At 48.3% G+C, this 18603-nt stretch carries 3 protein-coding genes; all 3 read right to left on the bottom strand.

Annotated elements, in window-relative coordinates:
• Positions 1–32: 32 nt before the first annotated feature.
• Positions 33–2285, bottom strand: coding sequence for a peptidase domain-containing ABC transporter (locus tag RA157_RS14185; RefSeq protein ID WP_350333785.1), 2253 nt, complete (start codon positions 2283–2285; stop codon positions 33–35).
• Between the two features lie 386 nt (positions 2286–2671).
• Entirely contained in the window at positions 2672–3700 is a 1029-nt protein-coding gene (locus RA157_RS14180; protein ID WP_350333784.1) for a hypothetical protein, read from the bottom strand.
• 383 nt (positions 3701–4083) lie between these two features.
• Positions 4084–18099, bottom strand: a complete 14016-nt coding sequence (locus RA157_RS14175) for an Mcf1 protease effector domain-containing protein (RefSeq protein WP_350333783.1) — start codon at positions 18097–18099, stop codon at positions 4084–4086.
• Positions 18100–18603: the final 504 nt, after the last annotated feature.

Raw genomic sequence — 18603 nt, 5'->3', positions numbered from 1 at the left:
CGGATATCTGTCCTCTGATGCTGCCAAACGTCTCAGACATGCCTGTTGAGTTCAGCGGCCTGCAATCGCCACAAGTGCGCGTAAGCCCCATGTTTGCGCATAAGTTCATCATGCGTTCCGGCTTCCGCGAGACCGCCTTTATCCAGTACGAAAATCTGATCGCAGTCCCGTACCGTGGACAGCCGGTGCGCGACGATAATCACGGTCCGGCCTTCCCGGATCTGGGTCATGTTCGCTTTGATGATTTCCTGAGAATGGTCGTCCAGCGCGCTGGTGGCTTCATCGAAAATCAAAATCGAGGGACTACTGACCAGAGACCGCGCTATCGCAATACGTTGCCTTTGTCCTCCCGAAAGAGACATGCCTCCTTCCGCAAGGATGGTGTCGTATCCGTCCTCAAGTTCCAGAATGAAATCATGCGCTCCGGCTTTTTCCGCAGCCTTGATCACATCAGAGAGTGGTGCGTCAGGCTGCATCAGGGCGATATTGTCCCGGACGGATCGATTGAACAGATAGTTCTCCTGGAGAACGATGCTCATCCGCTGCCGCAGCGCATCCGGGTTCAGGCTCCTTATATCCAGACCATCAATCGTGACCTGACCGCTTTCGACCACGTAGAGCTTCTGGATAAGCTTGGTCAGCGTGCTCTTTCCCGAGCCTGATGCCCCAATAAAGGCGACCATGGAACCGGCGGGAATATCCAGACTGAAGTCCTCGAATATCTTCTCCTGATCCGGGGCATATCTGAAATGGATATTCTCAAATCGGACATGCCCGCAAAGTTGCTCGGGAAGCTCTTGCTGGTTCGTGTTGATTTCGGTCGGTGTGTTGAGCACATCACCAAGGCGGTCAATGGACACCCGAGCCTGAACGTAATTGCGCCAAAGCTCCGCTAGACGCATAACCGGTTGGCTCACATGGTTTGCCATCATATTGAAGGCAATAAGCTGGCCAATGGACAGCTCCAGCCCGATGACCATCCGGGCACCAAACCAGAGAACGGCGACCATTGTTGCTTTCTGGATGAATGCCGTTAATTGGGCCGAGATCTGCATAAGGCGCTGAACATCAAAATTGGCCTCGACAAATTTCCGCGTCTGACGTTCCCAGCGCTGCACCATTTGAGGTTCAAGAGCCATCGCCTTGACCGTTTCCACCCCGGTCAAAACCTCCGTCAGAAACGCATTGTTGATTGCCGCATCCTGATAGAGCTGCTCAATCTTTGCCTGGAGAGGTCTGGTGATCAGAAACGAGGTCAAAAAATAACACGGCAATGACGCTGCAACGATGAGCGTCAGAAAAGGCGAATAGTAATACATAACCAGAAAGAAAATGCCGGTGAATGCGACGTCAATTATGAGCGTATTTGCAGCACCGGTAAGGAATTCACGGATTGACCCCAGTTCATTCACCCGCATGACGGTCACGCCTACACTGCGGGCTTTGAAATAGGAAATCGGAAGTTCAGTGAGGCGTTCGAATAACTTTCCACCCAGTCGGGCGTCTATCCTGGTGGCTGTTTGGGTCGTGATATACTGACGCAAACCGGTCAGGAAAAATTCAAGGACAGCAACAACGATCAGAACAGTTACCAGTACATCCAGGGTGTTCAGCGCGGTATTGACCAGTACCTTGTCCATTATGACCTGGAAAAAAAGCGGCACCACGAGGGCAAGACACTGGATAAAGGCGGAAGCCAGAAGGATTTCCAATGCAAATTTGCGGTAGCGCAGAAACTCAGGAATGAACCAGGTCACATCAAACGGTCGACTATCACCGATCTCTCTTTGCCGACCCTTGATTGTCACAACCTGACCAGACCAAAAGGAGTTCAACTCCTCAACGGGTATGACTTCAGCCTGATCGCTGTGCACGCGCTGCAACAAGGCCTCATTCGGGTTTACCCGCGCCAGCATAGCCCATTCACCACCCTTCATCCTGAAGGCCAAGGGGCAATCCGCATCCTGAATCGAACGCAGTTCTCGCGTCCCGAGCGTTCCTTTGACACCGAGCGCTTTGGTAAACTGCTTGAATGCTGATTTGACAGGTAAATCCAGAAAACGCTGCCCCAGTGTTTCAGCGGCGGCCGGATCATCAATCTCCTTGAAAATGATACATAGAATGATCACACATCCGAGGAGGCTTGAGGTCTCATCAACCTGATTATGTGCGACCGGTTCAGTTCCTACAGAGTCATGAGCGCCTCCAGATCCATCCTGTTTCGCATCAGCTCCAGGCACTCCACCGGAAACTGAGTACGACACATTTAAATTGAGGTCAGCCATATGATATCCCTGTCATAATCCGAACGGCTCGATATCCGGCTCACGAACGGCGGAAAAGAATCGGGCAAGCGTCTCAAAGACAAGACCATTACAAGCTGCCGCCCAAAGCCTGGCCTTCAAGAACTTCCCGGATGAATCTGCAAAGCCACCTTGAGTATTGTCGTGCCACTCAGAGATCTGCGTATCGCTTGTTTGAGCGTCATACACAAAAGCGCTGCCAAACGGCCTGTTCAGAAATAGCGCAATTCTGATAATTCCGGATGCCAGAACCCCAAGAGCTTGCTTGCTCCCAGGGCACCCAAATGCATGGCATCTGGCAGAATATTCAAAGCTCGATGTCCTGCCATAGAGGGCTAGCAGACTGATCACGCTTATAGCGCTACGCTTCAGTCAACCGCTGGCACAGCTCCAAGCCAACGATGAACATTGGGAAGGCTGGGCGCAGTTTGCCTTTCACGCTGATGGAGGCTCTGGTTGGCGCCGAAGCGAAACCTAAGACCGGCATATATGCCCTGATCTGTCACTCTATCTGAAGCTCCGGTGCTACCATTCTCATCGACATGGACACCCTGATAAGAAACGAACACCGAACCCGCGGTGTCCCCAATTGAGAGCATGTCCAGCTGATGCTCCAGCGTCACGTCCCACATCACCAGAGTTGTCGGATCCTTTGCCCCAGGACGATTATCAGCGTCCTGTGTTCCATCCGCATAGCCGATACCACCGCCGATCGAGGAGCGTCCGTCATTAAAAAAGCCTTTTGCGGAGAGTTTTACAAAGGCTGTGTCCGCCAGTGTTTCCTGATTTTGGGAGTTGGTATCAAGGTATCCAATCTGGGCAGCAAACGAAAATTTGTCCACCATATATCTGGCTTCACCGCCTGCCAGCCATTGGGTGGCATCCTGATTTGCACTCGCGGCGGTGAAGTAAGTCCGTCCGGCTCCACCAAAGACGCCAAACAGAAAGTTGCCATGGATATAGGCTACATGGCCGCCGCCAGTAAAACCGCCGTTGTAGGTATCATTAGCGGGTACACCCCTGATATCGCTGTTATTGAACGCATTTTCACCGGCGAGCTCAAATTGAACCAGCCAGTTCTCATGAACAGGTAATGACAGCAACACACCCGCGCCCATGAGCGGAAAATCCTCGATCTCTGTTCGTGGGGGACCAGACTCATTCAGACCGCTACCGCTGCGCGAAAGATAGCCTCCCCACACACTTCCCTCATATACCGGACCGATTTCGCTAACTGCCGGGGCATCAGCTGTCGCTTGGTGTTCAATGATATCTGCGCTGTTGGCCGCACTCGTCAAAAGCACAAACATAGTGCCCGCCAGAATCGAGAATGCGGCCTTAGAGTAAAAAAGAGACTTATCCGTAATATTAACGGCATGATAATTTTCAATATACATGACAAACCTTAATTATACTAAATAATATAGCAAACGGCGTATTATTTACGCGAACTCACATGCAGGGGCGCTGCCAGATCACCAGGTTCAGAAATGGCGCAATTCGGCTAATCTCGAATGTCGAGCGCCCGAGCGCCTGCTTGCCCTCAGACAACTCGAATGAACAGCATTTGACAGGGTGTTCAGCGCCACAAGCCCTGGCTGAAGCACTAAGCACTTTGTGAAAAATCGCGCTTTTCTCATCGAAAATATGGGGTTAGAAGCGCTAATCCCTGCATTAGGGTTCAAAAAAAGTTTGATCGACATAAATATCTCTCTCTAATTTTATTAGAAAAAAATCGTATTCAGCAGAATCTCCCGGTTTTGGATTGTGATTGATAAGCTCATGAAGAAGTCACGCTTGACCAAAGTCGATTGACTTCTTGCTGAACCGTTCTTTGAGACCCTGTAGCTGTGGCGGAATAATCAAAGCTGGAATGCCCTGCCATAGCCGAGACCAATTGATCAATATTGGCAGAGGCGAGCCTCTTGCCACCGGCCTCTATTGTCTCAATTTTATTTTTGTCCGACGCAAAATAACCTCGAACCAACTGACGATCTGACGGCGTGGAACCAATAGCGCTTTTGCTCGATTTCAACAGTATCTCGAGATCGTCGCCAGCTCGCCTAAACCAGAAATCGCTGGCTTTAAAGGAACCCGACTTACCATCCTTGTAGATGATTTTGTCATGATCACCCGAATTGTCGGTAATCTGGTCGCTCCCATCGCCACGGAAGAACGCATAAGTATCATTACCCGCCCCTCCATCTGCTCGATCGTCACCGGCGCCAAGTTCGATATAGTCATCACCGGCACCGGCCCTGACATGGTTCTTCGCTGCATTTCCGACAATATAGTCGTTCAGATCAGAACCTATTACATTCTCAATACCCTTCAGTTTTGCGATCCGAAGCACTTGAGTGTCTGCATAATTGTAGAATACACCTGCCCGATACCTCTTGTAGAAACGGTTATAGGAATAGTCGATCGTTCCTGCCTTCAGATCAATGCGATAGGAATGCCCTGTGAGGTGCGTCTCAATGATCTCGCCCTTGCCGACGGCAGGTGCAGAATAATACGTTGTTGTCGGAGCAAACCGCGCACCTGGACGATAGGACAATCCTGAGCTGGATATCGACACAGTATCGGTGCCAGTTCCGCCTGACAGATCGTCTACATGACTGCGCAACAATCCATCTTTGTTGTTGTCACTGTAAACATTTGCGCCTGTCAGGATGAACTCATCATCGCCTGCACCGCCATCAACTGTGTCGGCACCGGCACCAGGATTAATACGATCATTGTGCTTACTTCCGCGGACCCGATCGTTTCCGCCAAGACCATTGAAGACGACTACTCCATCCTTGGTTTTCGGAGCACTATCTGGAATGGCCATGACATCATTGTCGCTGGTACCATTCACCGCATAATAAGTATCCTCCTGAACTTTCCCATAAACACTTGCGACTTTTGAAGTTTTATAAAGCTCTGTTGACGTGATACGATCCACTGACTTGAGTTTCCCCCAATACCGATCCGGGTAAGATGCATTCTTGTCCAGTGATTTCACGTCATATGATCGCAGTTCGACTCTACGGTACTTCTCCGAACGGAAATAATCCTTGATTGCAACATTCAGGAGTTTACCTTTCCTCCCTTCAACTGCCTGACCCTGGATAAGCAGATTATCGCCCTGGCGAACAAAGTTCGCTTTCTCCAAAGCAAATGGCAGCCATATAATATCGATCTCCTTGTCTTTACTTGAGACATCAACCAGTTTTAGTCCCTCTGCGTTCGCCGCGAAGCGTATTTCATCAGCTCCTTTCCCGCCGACAAAAATACCATCCCCGCGCGTATCGACCATAATGTCTTTACCTTCACCGCCGATATGCGTGTCGTCACCGTCTGTCGTGGCCATTTTGTCGTCACCACGTCCACCGTACAGGGAGTGACCCTCGACACCCAATCTGGACTGCCCTTCGATGCGATCATGCCCGTCACCTGCCAGGACTCTTGTCGAAGCAAAGGAGGTTTTTATCTTATCAGCTTTGCTGGAGCCAAGCAGGAGGCCGGCTTTGGACAGATATGCTGAGCCATCCTTGTCTACCCCGATTTTGAACGAAGCTCCGGAAGCATCAATCAGGGAGATATGACGATATTGCTCGCCAAGCAGGAAATTCTTCAATACGACCTTGGCGGCCCGATCTTCATTTGGCTTATAGAAGATAACGAGATCATTACCCTCTGTTCTATATCCGATCTTTGAGCGATCTACCGAATAGACAAGATAATCCTGGTCATATTCAGTTTTGCTTCCGCCTTTCTTGTCTGGCACGGATCGGCCTTTGGCAGAGTTATCAATAGTTTTGACACCGGTATCTGTTCTGGTGAATTTAGAAACAGCCAGCTTTTTGTTATTGACCTCTGCTTCATTGATATAGACGGCATAGGTATCGCTTCCTTCCCCGCCTACGAAACGATCATTTCCTCCAAACCCTCGAATTAAGTTGGCTGATTTGGTTCCGACAATCGTGTCGTTTTGAGAACTGCCCTCAAGCATCAAAGTTGCCAGCTTCGGTAACTTGATCATGCGCCTTTGCTTATCAGTGTCGACATTCACAACACCTGTACTACTGAAATCTACAAAGGCTGATTCATACAATTCGACAGCGGTAACAGTTCCGTCTTTCACTCTGTCAGCCTCTGGAATATAGCGCGCAAAAAACTTGTTATTGAACGGCTCCAGTAGACCATTTGCATTTCTGGACAGCTCCTGCTGCCAACGCGGGACAAGCGTAAACCCATCCTTGGTAACCAGGGAGAACAGGCGATCTGTTCTGCGCTTTCCGCCAGAGCCAGAATCCGTGTATATATCCATCAGAATGATTTTTGTCGTATGCGCACCATTCCTTAAGTAAATCTCGACATTATTTCCGTTCAGTTTGACATCCTTCAGATCTGCAATTTCATATTCAAACAAGATTGTATTGTGATCCTTCGTCGAAGCTGTCTCATGAATGGTGATCGTCGTATCTTTTTGCCCCTCCTTCTGAACCCGGAAGATATCACTGCCGGAACCGCCACGTACCGTATTGTCGGCCCGGACAATAATAATATCATTACCGCCTCTGCCATCTATATCATCGGCGCCACCTCGACCATCCAATATGTTCGTGGCATCGGAGCCGATAATACGCTCAGCAAATTTCGCATTGCCAAACACATTATCAATACCACCAAGATAGATAAGATCACCGTTACTAAGCTTGGCATTGGTATATGCAGGGAAATACCTGGAATTATAGAGAATGTTAATTTCCGTGAAATGAACGTTCCCCTCAACAACCATAGTGTTCACACCGCCACCACCAGCATACCTGCTGAATTTTGTCGGGTTATCTATAAAGATGAATGTGTCGTCTTTATCTCCTCCGAGGAAATTTTTCTTCCCAGAGCTGGAAATGAAAGTATTCTTTCTACTTTTATAACCAACAACAGTGTCGTTACCGCCACCCAAGTTAATTAATGCGGTTGAATCCTGAGAAAAAGTCCCCTTATCTCGAACAACAACACTGCTGAAAAGAGACGTATTTACAACTTGCTGAATAGCGCTCCTAATACCGTGAGCCAAGCTCTGCTTGTCTTTTACGACACCATTTGAAAACGGTACTTTTTGCTTATTCAGATCAACCTTGTCATCGATGTCCACGAGAAGAGGATCATATGCGGTCCCTGTTCTTTTTGTGGAGAAAACGCCCCGATGGCCTTGCCTCCTGTATTGGGCCATAAGCCCTGCCAGATCACGCCCCCGAACATTGCGTTTAAGTACCAGCAAACTGGAGTCAGCACTATCCCAGTCGGTATTATCTGCATTCGGGTTATCGGCCATGATCGTATACAGACCATATGCCCTGGAGAGGTCGATTTTTCCCCTGCTGTAAACATGTCGGGTAACGCCTTGCCCCACAGTTTCTTTCAGTATCTTGTCGGAGCTTTCCGCAAGTGCCTTATCGTATAATTCTCGCCCCTTCTTACGAGTACGAATCTGGGTAATCTTGTTCTTCTCTGCCTCCGTTAAACCAAATCCGAAGAACAGTCTGAATCCAAGAGACACTTTTTGTCCGCTCGAAAGATTTAGGTATTTGTCATACTGCTCCACTTGTCGAACAGCAGAATAGATCGCGCCACCAATGGCGAGAGCCGCGGCGGCAACCATCCCAACCACGCCAATTTTAAAGAGAACCGACTTCGCCGCCGCCATGGCAACAGCAGCCCCCGTTGCGACACCGGTTCCGATAGCAACCGTAGCCCCGGCCACTGCGAGAGTACCACCAAAAATCGCGTCCTGGCGCTTCTTACCAGTGGTAGACGCCACTTTAGAGAATGAACGATAGGCCTCGTAGATATCAATTCCCGCTGACAGAACCCCGATTACCGGGCCTGCATACCGGGCAGCAAACCTACCAAGGCGTGAAGCTGCACGACCAACTCCGCGACTTAACCGTGTTTTTTGCTTCGTAATGTGCTCACTGATTTCACCAACCGTGGTTCCTGCACCACTGACCGAATAGAAGCCTCGATTTTGTGATTTCTGCCCGACAGTGTGGAGCTTTTCACCAAGTTTGGTGAAGGCATAGTCACTAAGATCCAGAGCCACACCACCACCGGCCAGTCCGATGTCTTTGTCCAACTCTTTGATCTGTTGTTCCGTCAAATTCCGACGGTCATAATTGGCGATCGCTCGAAAGGTCTGTAGATAACCATAACCTTGCAGTGTTCGGCCCATTTTCTCACTGACCGAGTTTGCAATCTCGAGCCGCTTTGACGGCTCTCCACTAACATTCGCTGCATTTAACTTTGTCCATAAGGAACCCTTGATTGCCTTCCTTTTACCGGCCTTAATGACATCAACATTGTTTCTGATGGTTGTCAGAATTTTTTCAGCTAAATCTGCGGATTTCGATACGTACCTGTCAGCAAGAAGCTGTTTCGGATCGCTATATCCTTCCAGGCGTTCGCGGATAAGCTGGATCTGGTCAGCGGTTTCATCACTGATGGAACGACCGGAGAGCGCTTCAATGCCTTCCGAGGAGAATTTCAACTCCCTGATGACGCTGGCCTTGCTGAAATCCGTGTCCGCAGTGATCAGCTTGCCGTCAACACTGGCGCCAAGTTTATACAGGTCAACACGGGAAATCTCGACACCATCGATAATCAGCTTCCCGTTTCGCTTATCAAGCGCCTCAAGGCGATCGACCTCACTGGCAAATTCATCCTTCAAGACAAACTTGTTCAGATCTTTGAACGCTTGTAAGGATTTCGCTTTCGCAGGGTCGAAAGAATAGGCATTGAACTTGTATCCACCTGACGCACTGCGACGTGCATCATAAAACTCTCCAAGAGTACCATTCCAGGATTGTTTGGCGCTCGTTTGCTTCAGGTGACCGTCAATAGCCTTTTTCAGCGCATCAGCGGCTTTCTTGCTATTCTTATCTGTAAATTCAACTTCAGCAAAATTGGGATCATAGAAGTAATAATGATCCTGCCCGTTGATGGTGCGCTTACCGAGTACCATGGCATGATTGCCTGTATTAACCTGGTAATACGCATCCCCATTGGCCTGGGCCAATTTATCGACAATTTGCTTCAGCGACAGGTCGCCTTCGGATGTCAAAACCCCGGCCGAGCTATTCTCATAGTCATATTGACCAAGAGCGGCCAATCTCTTTCTGAATTTCTCCGCCTCTTCAAATTCCCGAGAAGAAACATTTCTGTTGCCATCCCCAATCCGGGACAGAATATCGGAATGAACAAACAGACCTTCCAGGAACCGGGTTCGCCCGTCCCCGTCCGAGCCATGAGATAGAGTGCTCAGATAAGCGAGCCCAAGATGATTGCATTCACCTTTCAAATTCCGGGATGATCTGTCATCAACGGCACCAATGAAAATGGACTGAGGAGCGTAAGTCACCTTCGGACGCGATGACAGGCCCTTTATACGATCGATAATACGGCCAAACCCGAGTGTTGCTTCCTGTCCCACATCCTGCCATGCAGCCAGACGCTGGATTCTCTCTTGTGCAGAGGGTATTTTACTGTCAGGCAATGCCTCGCCTGTTTTCATCAGGGCGCTGTGAGCCTGTTCGATACTGCCGTACTCATGGCTCAGCAGGATTTTTTGATAGGAGGACAGCGTGTCCCAGTTCCGAGTCCCGGCCTTCAGTTCCTTGACAACCTCCTTTAAATAAACCCTCCGGTTCGAGCCCAGGAGACGCGGTCCATCGCCGCCGCTCGTACCGGGTTTCGGAGAGCCCTTCTGCTGGCCGCCGAATTCTTCCGTGGCCAGACGCTTAAGCACTTTGACTGAAGGAAGTTGCTTGGAGTCGATGGGGAAGGATACGCTGATTTTGGCCTTCATCGTATCTGCCAGCGCGTCGTACACTCCCGGCCGAACCCGCTCCGCCAAAAACTCCATGAAATCGTCCGTCAAAGCGATACCGTCCAAGAAGGGCTTGCCATTCTTGAGTTCGATCGTGAATCTCGTCGTCTTCCTCGACTTCAGATATTTTCGCAACACCCGGTCACGCAGGTTCTTGCGGCCTTGATCAGGTGTCCCCGGCAATTGCGGTGCCGGGTCCGGCGGTGCCCCTACGTCCTTCCTGGTGACTTGACCCGACACGTAGCGCGACCATTTTTCCCACTCTGTCCTGAGGCGATTCGTCTCCATACCTGCCCTGGCCCGCAGAGTGTGCATGCTAAACCAGCCATCGGGCGATGCGTTCGAACCTACCTCACCCTTCGGCGGGAAAAGTTTATTCAAAATCAGGAGTTGGCCCGGACTCAGATCCGGTACCGGAAGGCGACCATCCGCAACCCTGTTTATTAGCTCGGTCGGATCAAAATCCTTGTAGCCCGACTTCTTCATCGCGCTGAAGCGCTTCGACAATGCCTGATCGAATGCGGCGTCACCTTTGGCACCGCGGCGCTCCGCGAGGGCCTCAAGCTCATTCCGCACATTCTGGGTGATCAGGCCCTCGCGCAAGATGAAACGCGTTGCCGACTGGCCGCCGGCGTCGAGGGAATCTCTCAGGGCTTTGACCAGGCGACGTCCCTCAAGCGCAAAAATCTCATGATGCAGGTTAACGGGCAGACGGACTTTCACCCAGGTCGACTGCCCGTCCCGCGTCGTTTTGACGGACAAGACCATGTGGCCTCGATCGATCAGGATTTCGTTGCGCCTTAGGGCTGGCGGCACATCGACACCACCCGCGCGACTGATTTGCGTCGCAACATCATTACGAACCCTCGAGACCATCTCAAGTCTGCGCACGAGATCACGATTAACTCTCTGCAGGCCCGGCAAATTGTTTGCTATTACATCAAGATGTCTCGGCCTCTCCCTTAGCCTATCCGTATCAGCCGGAATTTCAGTATAATAATCGACTATGCGCTTAAAGACTGCAGACCAGTCCTCGCCTGGACGAAGGGAGCCACTGGTCACCAAAGCAGAACGGAGTTCCGTTTCCATAGTCGCCGAGGCGAGTAGTCTCCGGCGAAAACCAGAATCGGTCTCGAAAATCTTCTTGAAATATTCGTACCGATCGCCATCGTCTGGAGACGTCTGAAAAAATGCCTTGATTAGACTATCGGTTCTCGAACGGGACTGACGTGCGATCTCCTCAATCGGAATCAGCATGGTCTCCTGCGCCGAAGTAATCGGCCGACCCAACACGAATTCAGAACTCTTGTTTGCACCCGCCGGTAACAGGGTGAAACGTCCGCCCGGAGATTCCGCAACCAGCTTCCGTACCTGATCTTCACGGGTATAAATCTGAAGATCGAAATCGGTCAGAGCCGATGACGGGCTGTACAAGTCTCCCCGGCTGGTGGTGATATCTATATATCTCCCGTTATTACTTGCGGAATCCGTACCCAGGAAAACCCGCAGCGTGACATTGACGTCATCAAACCCTATGACCTTTGCTGTCATTCTGCGGCCCACCGTATCTTTGATTACGATGCGCTTTTCTCCAGTCAACATCTGCGAAAGGAAGTAATTCTTCTCCTTATAGAATTTCTCTCCAAAGATACTTTGTTTTTGCGTCACCGTAGCTTCGTATTTATGCACCATTAGCGCCAGATCGGTCGGCTGCATCCCCGCACCGAAGTTGCTATAGCCGCCTAAACTGCCATGGAGGCCTCGGCGAATATACTCTGTAACGCTTTTTACCGTAGACTCGCCACTGAGGGCTATAAACTCAGGGCTCCTTATGTAATCAGTAAAGAATCGGCGGAAGTTTTCTATGTCGTCAAACCATCTCGACCCATGGTTCGGGTCGAAGAAACCAAATTTCCTGCCCCCTGATTCATCAACCAAGAGATTGATCGACATCGAGTGGAAGTTGTTTTCTATATTAAAATGCAGATTCTTGTTACTTGAAGCCAACTGATTGAGGATTTCCCGAAACGTCATTGGCTCAAAAAAGGAGCCCGTATCCCTCACTCGCGAGTCAGACCCGGACGCGCCCGATACGTCCCTAGACACCAATTCGAGACCATGGTCTCTCATGAACTTCTTCAGAAAGGCGGCGCTATCTGTAGGCTCTCTGCCCGATTGAGACGTCTCGAAAGGTATCGAGTCAAAACGCTGGAAAACCTGAAGAGCCAACACATCCACAAGAAAGTCTTGCGTATTGGCTCGACGCGCCTTCATTAGATACAACTTTTCCCACTCGGCGATGCTATTTGGTTGCGTAGCATCTATGTTGGAGTCTGGCTCCTCCATCGCGCGCAATGCCGCCTCAAGCCCCTCGAGAAACTCCGTTGCCCCTTTGAGGCCGCCGAGCCGAAGACTCAAGTTATACAAATTCGACAAGGCCGCACATGAGCCGCAACGGAGAGGAGAAACTCCGGATCCAGGGTCATCGATCCCTGAAAAGAACTTTCTCCTGATAACTGGCGTAAATAGCCCGCTCCTTCGCATGAAATCATTCTGGTTATAACGAACTTCATATTCCGTCGGGGCAGGAAAGAACGGGTTGCTACTTCGGCTGCGGTTTGGCATCTGGCGTTCACCCCATCTTATTGGCTGAACGTCCTGTCTCTTATCAGGGGTTTCCTGGCCCCCTACTTTGGCCTGGCCTTTTGATTGAGGATCGGGTGATGGCTTGGTATCGCGATCTCCAACATTTGCCCCTGCTTTTTTGGTATTGGGAGTTTCAGATTCGGCTTGAGTCTTCTCTGGCGTATCAATTTCCCCAACTGGCTTTGCCTTCTTGAGTTTTTTAACGTCCTCTTCGAAACGCTCTATTTCTCCCTCGGTTTCAACGCGACGCAAAACTTCTGCTTTATCAAAAGTTTCACCTGACCTATCAGGGAAATGCTCTGCAAGTATATGTTTCTGAGCTTCCGTCAGACCGTTAAAAGACACGCGCTTGTCTCGAATTCCCTTCAACACCTCCACAGGATCAAGGGATTCAAAAACCTTGTCCCGGGCAATCGGGTCTGAGAAAGGATTGCGAGCGTTCTTCACCTTGGACAACTTCTCTCGCAAGGCAGGGATATCAGTCTCGAGCGAGACACCATCCAGGCGAATATTCCCCGTAAATCCATCATGCATAGCTTTCAGGACAGCATCACCTCCCGGGGATTGAACGAGCTTTCTGACAACAGTCCGCGTCAAACGTATCCGGCGTGCCGGGTCATCCGGATCCTTGTAGACAGGAATGCCTTTTTCGAAACTGATTTCCACCGATTGTGGCGCTTTATCAGGGCCAGCGGCCTTATCGGAAGGTTTCTTAGCTTGCTTTATATCCTGCTCGAAACGCTCTATCTCGCCTTCGGTATGAGCACGGCGTAAAACTTCCGCTTCATCATAAGTCTTACCCGAACTGTCAGGAAAATGTTTCGCCAGGACACGTTTCTGATTGTAAGACAGATCATCAAAAGACGCTCGTTTGTCTCTGATCCCCTTCAAAATCTCTACTGGGTCAAGCGATGAAACGCCACCCGCCTCCGCACGCCCCCTTCCCTTATACAAAACTTCAGCAGATGATTTTCTCTGCTTAATTTCATCGGTTACTTTTTTGTTATAGGCTTCAATCGCCTGATCACGCTCAGCTGCATTGGTCAAAGCAGCCTTCAACTTTGCAGCATCAATATTGTGATAGTCGCTATCACCTTGTGACAGTTTCAGGAATTGAGCCTCAAGGATCAGAATCTGGCGTGCATTCAATGCTGATACATCAATATTCGCCATCAAAATCTGTTTAAAATCATCGCCTTTATAAGGCGATGCCGCGATGCGATCAAAGTCAATACTTGATTCCAGCGGCAAGCCAGACAGATTTCGAAGCTGCGATATACTATATGTACTTAACGGTTTGACGACCTTGAACTCGCCTGAATAACCATTACGAATGAGATCGCCTAGGCGGGAACCTTCCCGTTCCAGGAGTTCGTTGCGAATAGAAGCTGGAACGACCCGCCAGTTCTTGCCGTCCTCGACAAGCAAAAAACCGTCCCGAAGCCGGAATGTTCTAAATTGACGGTCACCGTCCTCAAAAGCAGCCCTCGAACGCGTTAAATACTCTTGGTGAACCTCTTGAAGTAGCTTGAATTTCTTCTTGGTTTCATCATCAATAATGCTTTCAATTATACCTAACAAATGTTCTGATTTTATATTATTTTTCTCAAGTTCATTAAATTTTACATCAGATAAATCTGATGATATATTTCCAAACTTGATGCGAATTTCATTTATTAATTTTTGAACATCGCCGCGATCTAAATCATTTATTCCTTTGCCAAGGATATTCCTCTCTATCTTGTTCACAATCTCATTTGCAAAAACACGACGAAATCCTGAATCCACTTCAAACAGCCGCTGTATAAGCTGACGATTGTTGTTATCATTTACTATTGCATCAAAATTTCTGACAAACGGACTCAAACGACCTTCTTGATCCGAAATCAGAACAGAATCTTTGTATCGCAGCGAACCCAAATAGCTTATTCCAGGTTCAATACGAACAGCATGAAGCATGCGCCCAGCTGTAAGAAGGGCGAATTTTGCAAATCGTGCACCACCTCTTTCGATCAGCATCTTTCGAAGATATAACTGAGATATATGATTAGTTATTCGCGTCAGAGATGACTCAATCTCATGAGCTGAGTTGCGCGCACCAAGAACCCTTATGTAGGTTCCATCCTTATGCCGCACATGCATATCAACAGAATTATCATCAAAATACTTTAAGACCGCATGAAAATCCTTATCAATTTGAATTTTTGATTTATCATTTTTTATTTTATTGAGAATATAATCTTTCGATTTTCGAATCAAATTCTCATAAACAGATTCTTTTTCTATACTTTTTTCTGAATAGAACTTCACACCCAAGCCAAAGCTCTGATCTTTAGTATTTCTAATAGTCTTCCTCTTCAAACCTCCTTTAAAAATAAGCTGCAGTACATTCAATTTATTTGCAGAAACAACACCCAGTTCTTCTCGAACATGGCTCATTCCATAAAAGCCAACAATAGTTTTTCTGAAGATATCGATATTATTAAATTTTCTCACTCCATGATTTGGGTCAAAAAAAGTGAACGTTCTCTTATATTCACCAGAGGAATGATCTTGCGTGACATCAACGACGATAGCCATCATATGTATTGGGGTCTTCACGGTGACATATTGTGATTCCGTGAGACTATCGAGCTTGTTCATCAACTCTTCGACACCGTATGCCTCGTAATCGTCATTCGTTCTGAATTTCTTCCCGAGATCAAAAGAGCGTTTAGACTGAAGGCCTTGTCTATTATGAAGAACTTCCAGAACTTCAGTTGCGCGTTTACCTGTCAGTTCAGGATCGATCGGCGATTTGAAATCTGAACTAATCTGGAAAATCTGATCCTTTAGGATAGGAAATAAAGCCTGGTAAAGCGTCTGTCTGGCATAAGCAGCTCTTGCATCATTGACGATGTTTAAAATAATGTCGGGTTTCGCGCTGTCGCGCTTCAGCAGGCCTCCAGGATTTTCATGACGGGCATATGCTCTTTGGATTTCCTGTAGCCATGCCAGGAAGTTTCTCGCACCACGCTCTCCGCCAGTTCGGTATTCCCTGAGGAACTGATGGGACAACCCGAAGCATAAACCATCAATTTCTCGAGCATGTTTTCGCACGTGACCTTTATAAAAATAGTCGACAATTTGTTGCTGCGTCTTTTGGAGATCACCGCCCTTGAGGATCTTATTTTGATTAAATCTTAGAATTTCTTTTGAATCCGGTGAATGCGGATCAATATCGAAAATGCTACGAGGTGCCGTACTTGGACCCTCATTGTCAGCCCCCGCTTTGGAAACCCGTAAAGCTCTGGGTCCAACTTTCAATCTCTCTAACGCACTGATCAGCCCACTCGGTTTTTCCTGTTCAGCTTGCTTGACACTCCGTTCAAAACGCTTTGTCTCTTCCTCGGCGTGAGCGCGGCGCAGAACCTCTGCTTCATCATACGTTTCACCCGAGCTATCGGGAAAATATTCTGCAAGTATATGTTTCTGGGCTTCAGTCAGGCGACCAAAAGACACCTGCTTGTCTCGAATTCCCTTCAAAAGCTGCACAGGGTCAAGGGACCCAAAAACCTTGTCTCGGGCAACTGGATCAGCGAAAGGCACACGGGCGTTCTTCACCTTGGACAATTTCTCTTGCAAGGCCGGGAGATCAGCCTCAAGAGAAACGCCATCCAGGCGAACCGTGCCTGTAAACCCGTCGTGCATGGCTTTCAGGACGGCCTCACCTCCGGGTGACTGAACGAGCTTTGTGACAACAGATCGCGTCAAACGTATCCGGCGTGTCGGGTCATCAGGATCTCTGTAGACAGGGATGCCTTTTTCGAAACTGACCTCCACCGACTGGGACGCCTTGTCAGCGCCAGCGGCCTTATCGGAAGACTTTTCATTATCAACCAGGGACCAACTGCCTTCATTCGCAGAAAACGCGACGGTTGCCCCGCTCTCCCGACCGTCAAAAAGAGCCCGAGAATTGGTACTTCTGAGAATCTTGGAAATTTCACTCAGGTCATTATTATCTGGCAGACGCAAAAAGTCTGAACGCGGAACCACTACATTCAGGAATTTTCTGGTCCGGCTACCCAGATCCCGAATGACCAGCTTTATACGATGATCATCAAAATCAACTATTTTTCCTGCGAAATCTGCAGTAAAACGAATATTCAGATCATGATCGACGAGCTTTTTTAGAACATAATTATTCAGCTGTTTTCTGTAATTCTGAAACAAAGAAAGACTATTTACATTTCCAGGCTTATATTCAATTAATCCGACCGCATATGGATGCCTTTCAGAGTCTGGAAGCCTATTAGAACCGATATCTCTATCTAAAGGAATATAATTAGTGTTGTACGAAAGCACACGCCTATTGGGGTCATTTTTATCCGATTCAATTCTATGTCTAAAAAATTTATTAAATTCTACTATATTATTATTTATTTTAACGCCTTCATCTGGATCGAAAACTATATACCGTAAACTCTTACTACCATTATCGTTATAATAAGAATCAACTATTACAGAATAAGCATGACCAGATCCAATTAATTTGAAATAAACAGTATCGTCTATCTTCTTTATTCTATCGAAAAATTCTTCGATACCATAATAATCTACATTATTTACCATGTATTTATTTCGGAATGGTGTAATACGCTGAAGACCATGCTCTTGATCTCTACTGTTAAAATCATCAACTCTCGTCATCCGGCTACCGTCGGAAGTAAGTTTTGTGGGGTGAAATTCAGCGCGCTGACCGGCAGAAACATCCACTATAGGCTTCAGGAATTCGCGAGAATTTTCTCTGAGATACTGCCTTTCAAAATGTGTGCGGATTAAATCAACATGATATTCTTTACTCCTATCGATCGATCCTTGTGAATCCATATTCACATGTGATTTATCTCCAAAATCAGCTGAGTCCTCGTTGTTTTCGACCGATCCACCTGGGTAATCCAGGTTCATATAAAATTCATCGCGAGACTCAGCGGCCTGTTTAAGAAACTGAAGAAAACTGATCCCGCTTTCTAGTCCTCCACCCCCATTTGAATTTCCAGCAGCATACTCTCTCAAGAACCACTGCGTTATTCCCACACAATTTGGGCTAATATTATAATATCTCGCATTTATGTAGATGGGGGGTTGAGGATCGGATTTAAAATAGCCTTTATCAGACTTATCATAAATCTCTCTGGCGTAATCAGCCATATACTTAGAAATAACCGTCCTTCCTCTATACATATCCAATTCTTGGTCGAACTTGAAGAAATTACCCGCATCAAAAATTTTCACAGTAAATACTCCTTCATCGGTGCCCTGGCTCGAACAAAAATGGCTTGTCTTGCTCCACCCCGCCTGCTCGCGGCGTCTCTCACTGCCTCATTTTTCTGTTCGAAGAGCCAAGCGTCAGACCCATAAATTCCATCCGATATGCTGAGGATGGCTTGCTGTCCGGCGTGTGGGAAATCTTCAGGATGCCGGACTGGCTTTCAAAAATCGCATTCAAATATGTCCAACAAAGCCAGGCTGGAAAACAGCCCGCCCTTTGGGTCTGCGGGGGCTGAATCACAGGGTCATCAGCTCAACCGCGCTTTGTTGTCCTCAAGAGGATGACCCGACAATTGGGGGTAAGATGGACTATAATTTGGAATAAGAGGGACTATAATTGGGAGAAACAAAGGCAACTTAAAACAGTTCCAATGTTGGTGAATTGTCACCTGTCTGGCCAGCCAGCAGGAGCGTATCCGGCCTTTGTCGGGCGACTTGACCCGGTTTTCTGCGTCTGCTGACAAGACG

Source organism: Coralliovum pocilloporae (genome assembly GCF_030845175.1).
Lineage (GTDB): Bacteria > Pseudomonadota > Alphaproteobacteria > Rhizobiales > Cohaesibacteraceae > Coralliovum > Coralliovum pocilloporae.
This window is presented reverse-complemented; position numbering and strand designations above follow the sequence as displayed.

What these genes read in the sequence shown, in the direction of transcription:
- RA157_RS14185 (WP_350333785.1), bottom strand. Translation starts at nt 2,285, where the DNA reads ATGGCTGACCTCAATTTAAATGTGTCGTACTCAGTTTCCGGTGGAGTG.
- RA157_RS14180 (WP_350333784.1), bottom strand. Translation starts at nt 3,700, where the DNA reads ATGTATATTGAAAATTATCATGCCGTTAATATTACGGATAAGTCTCTT.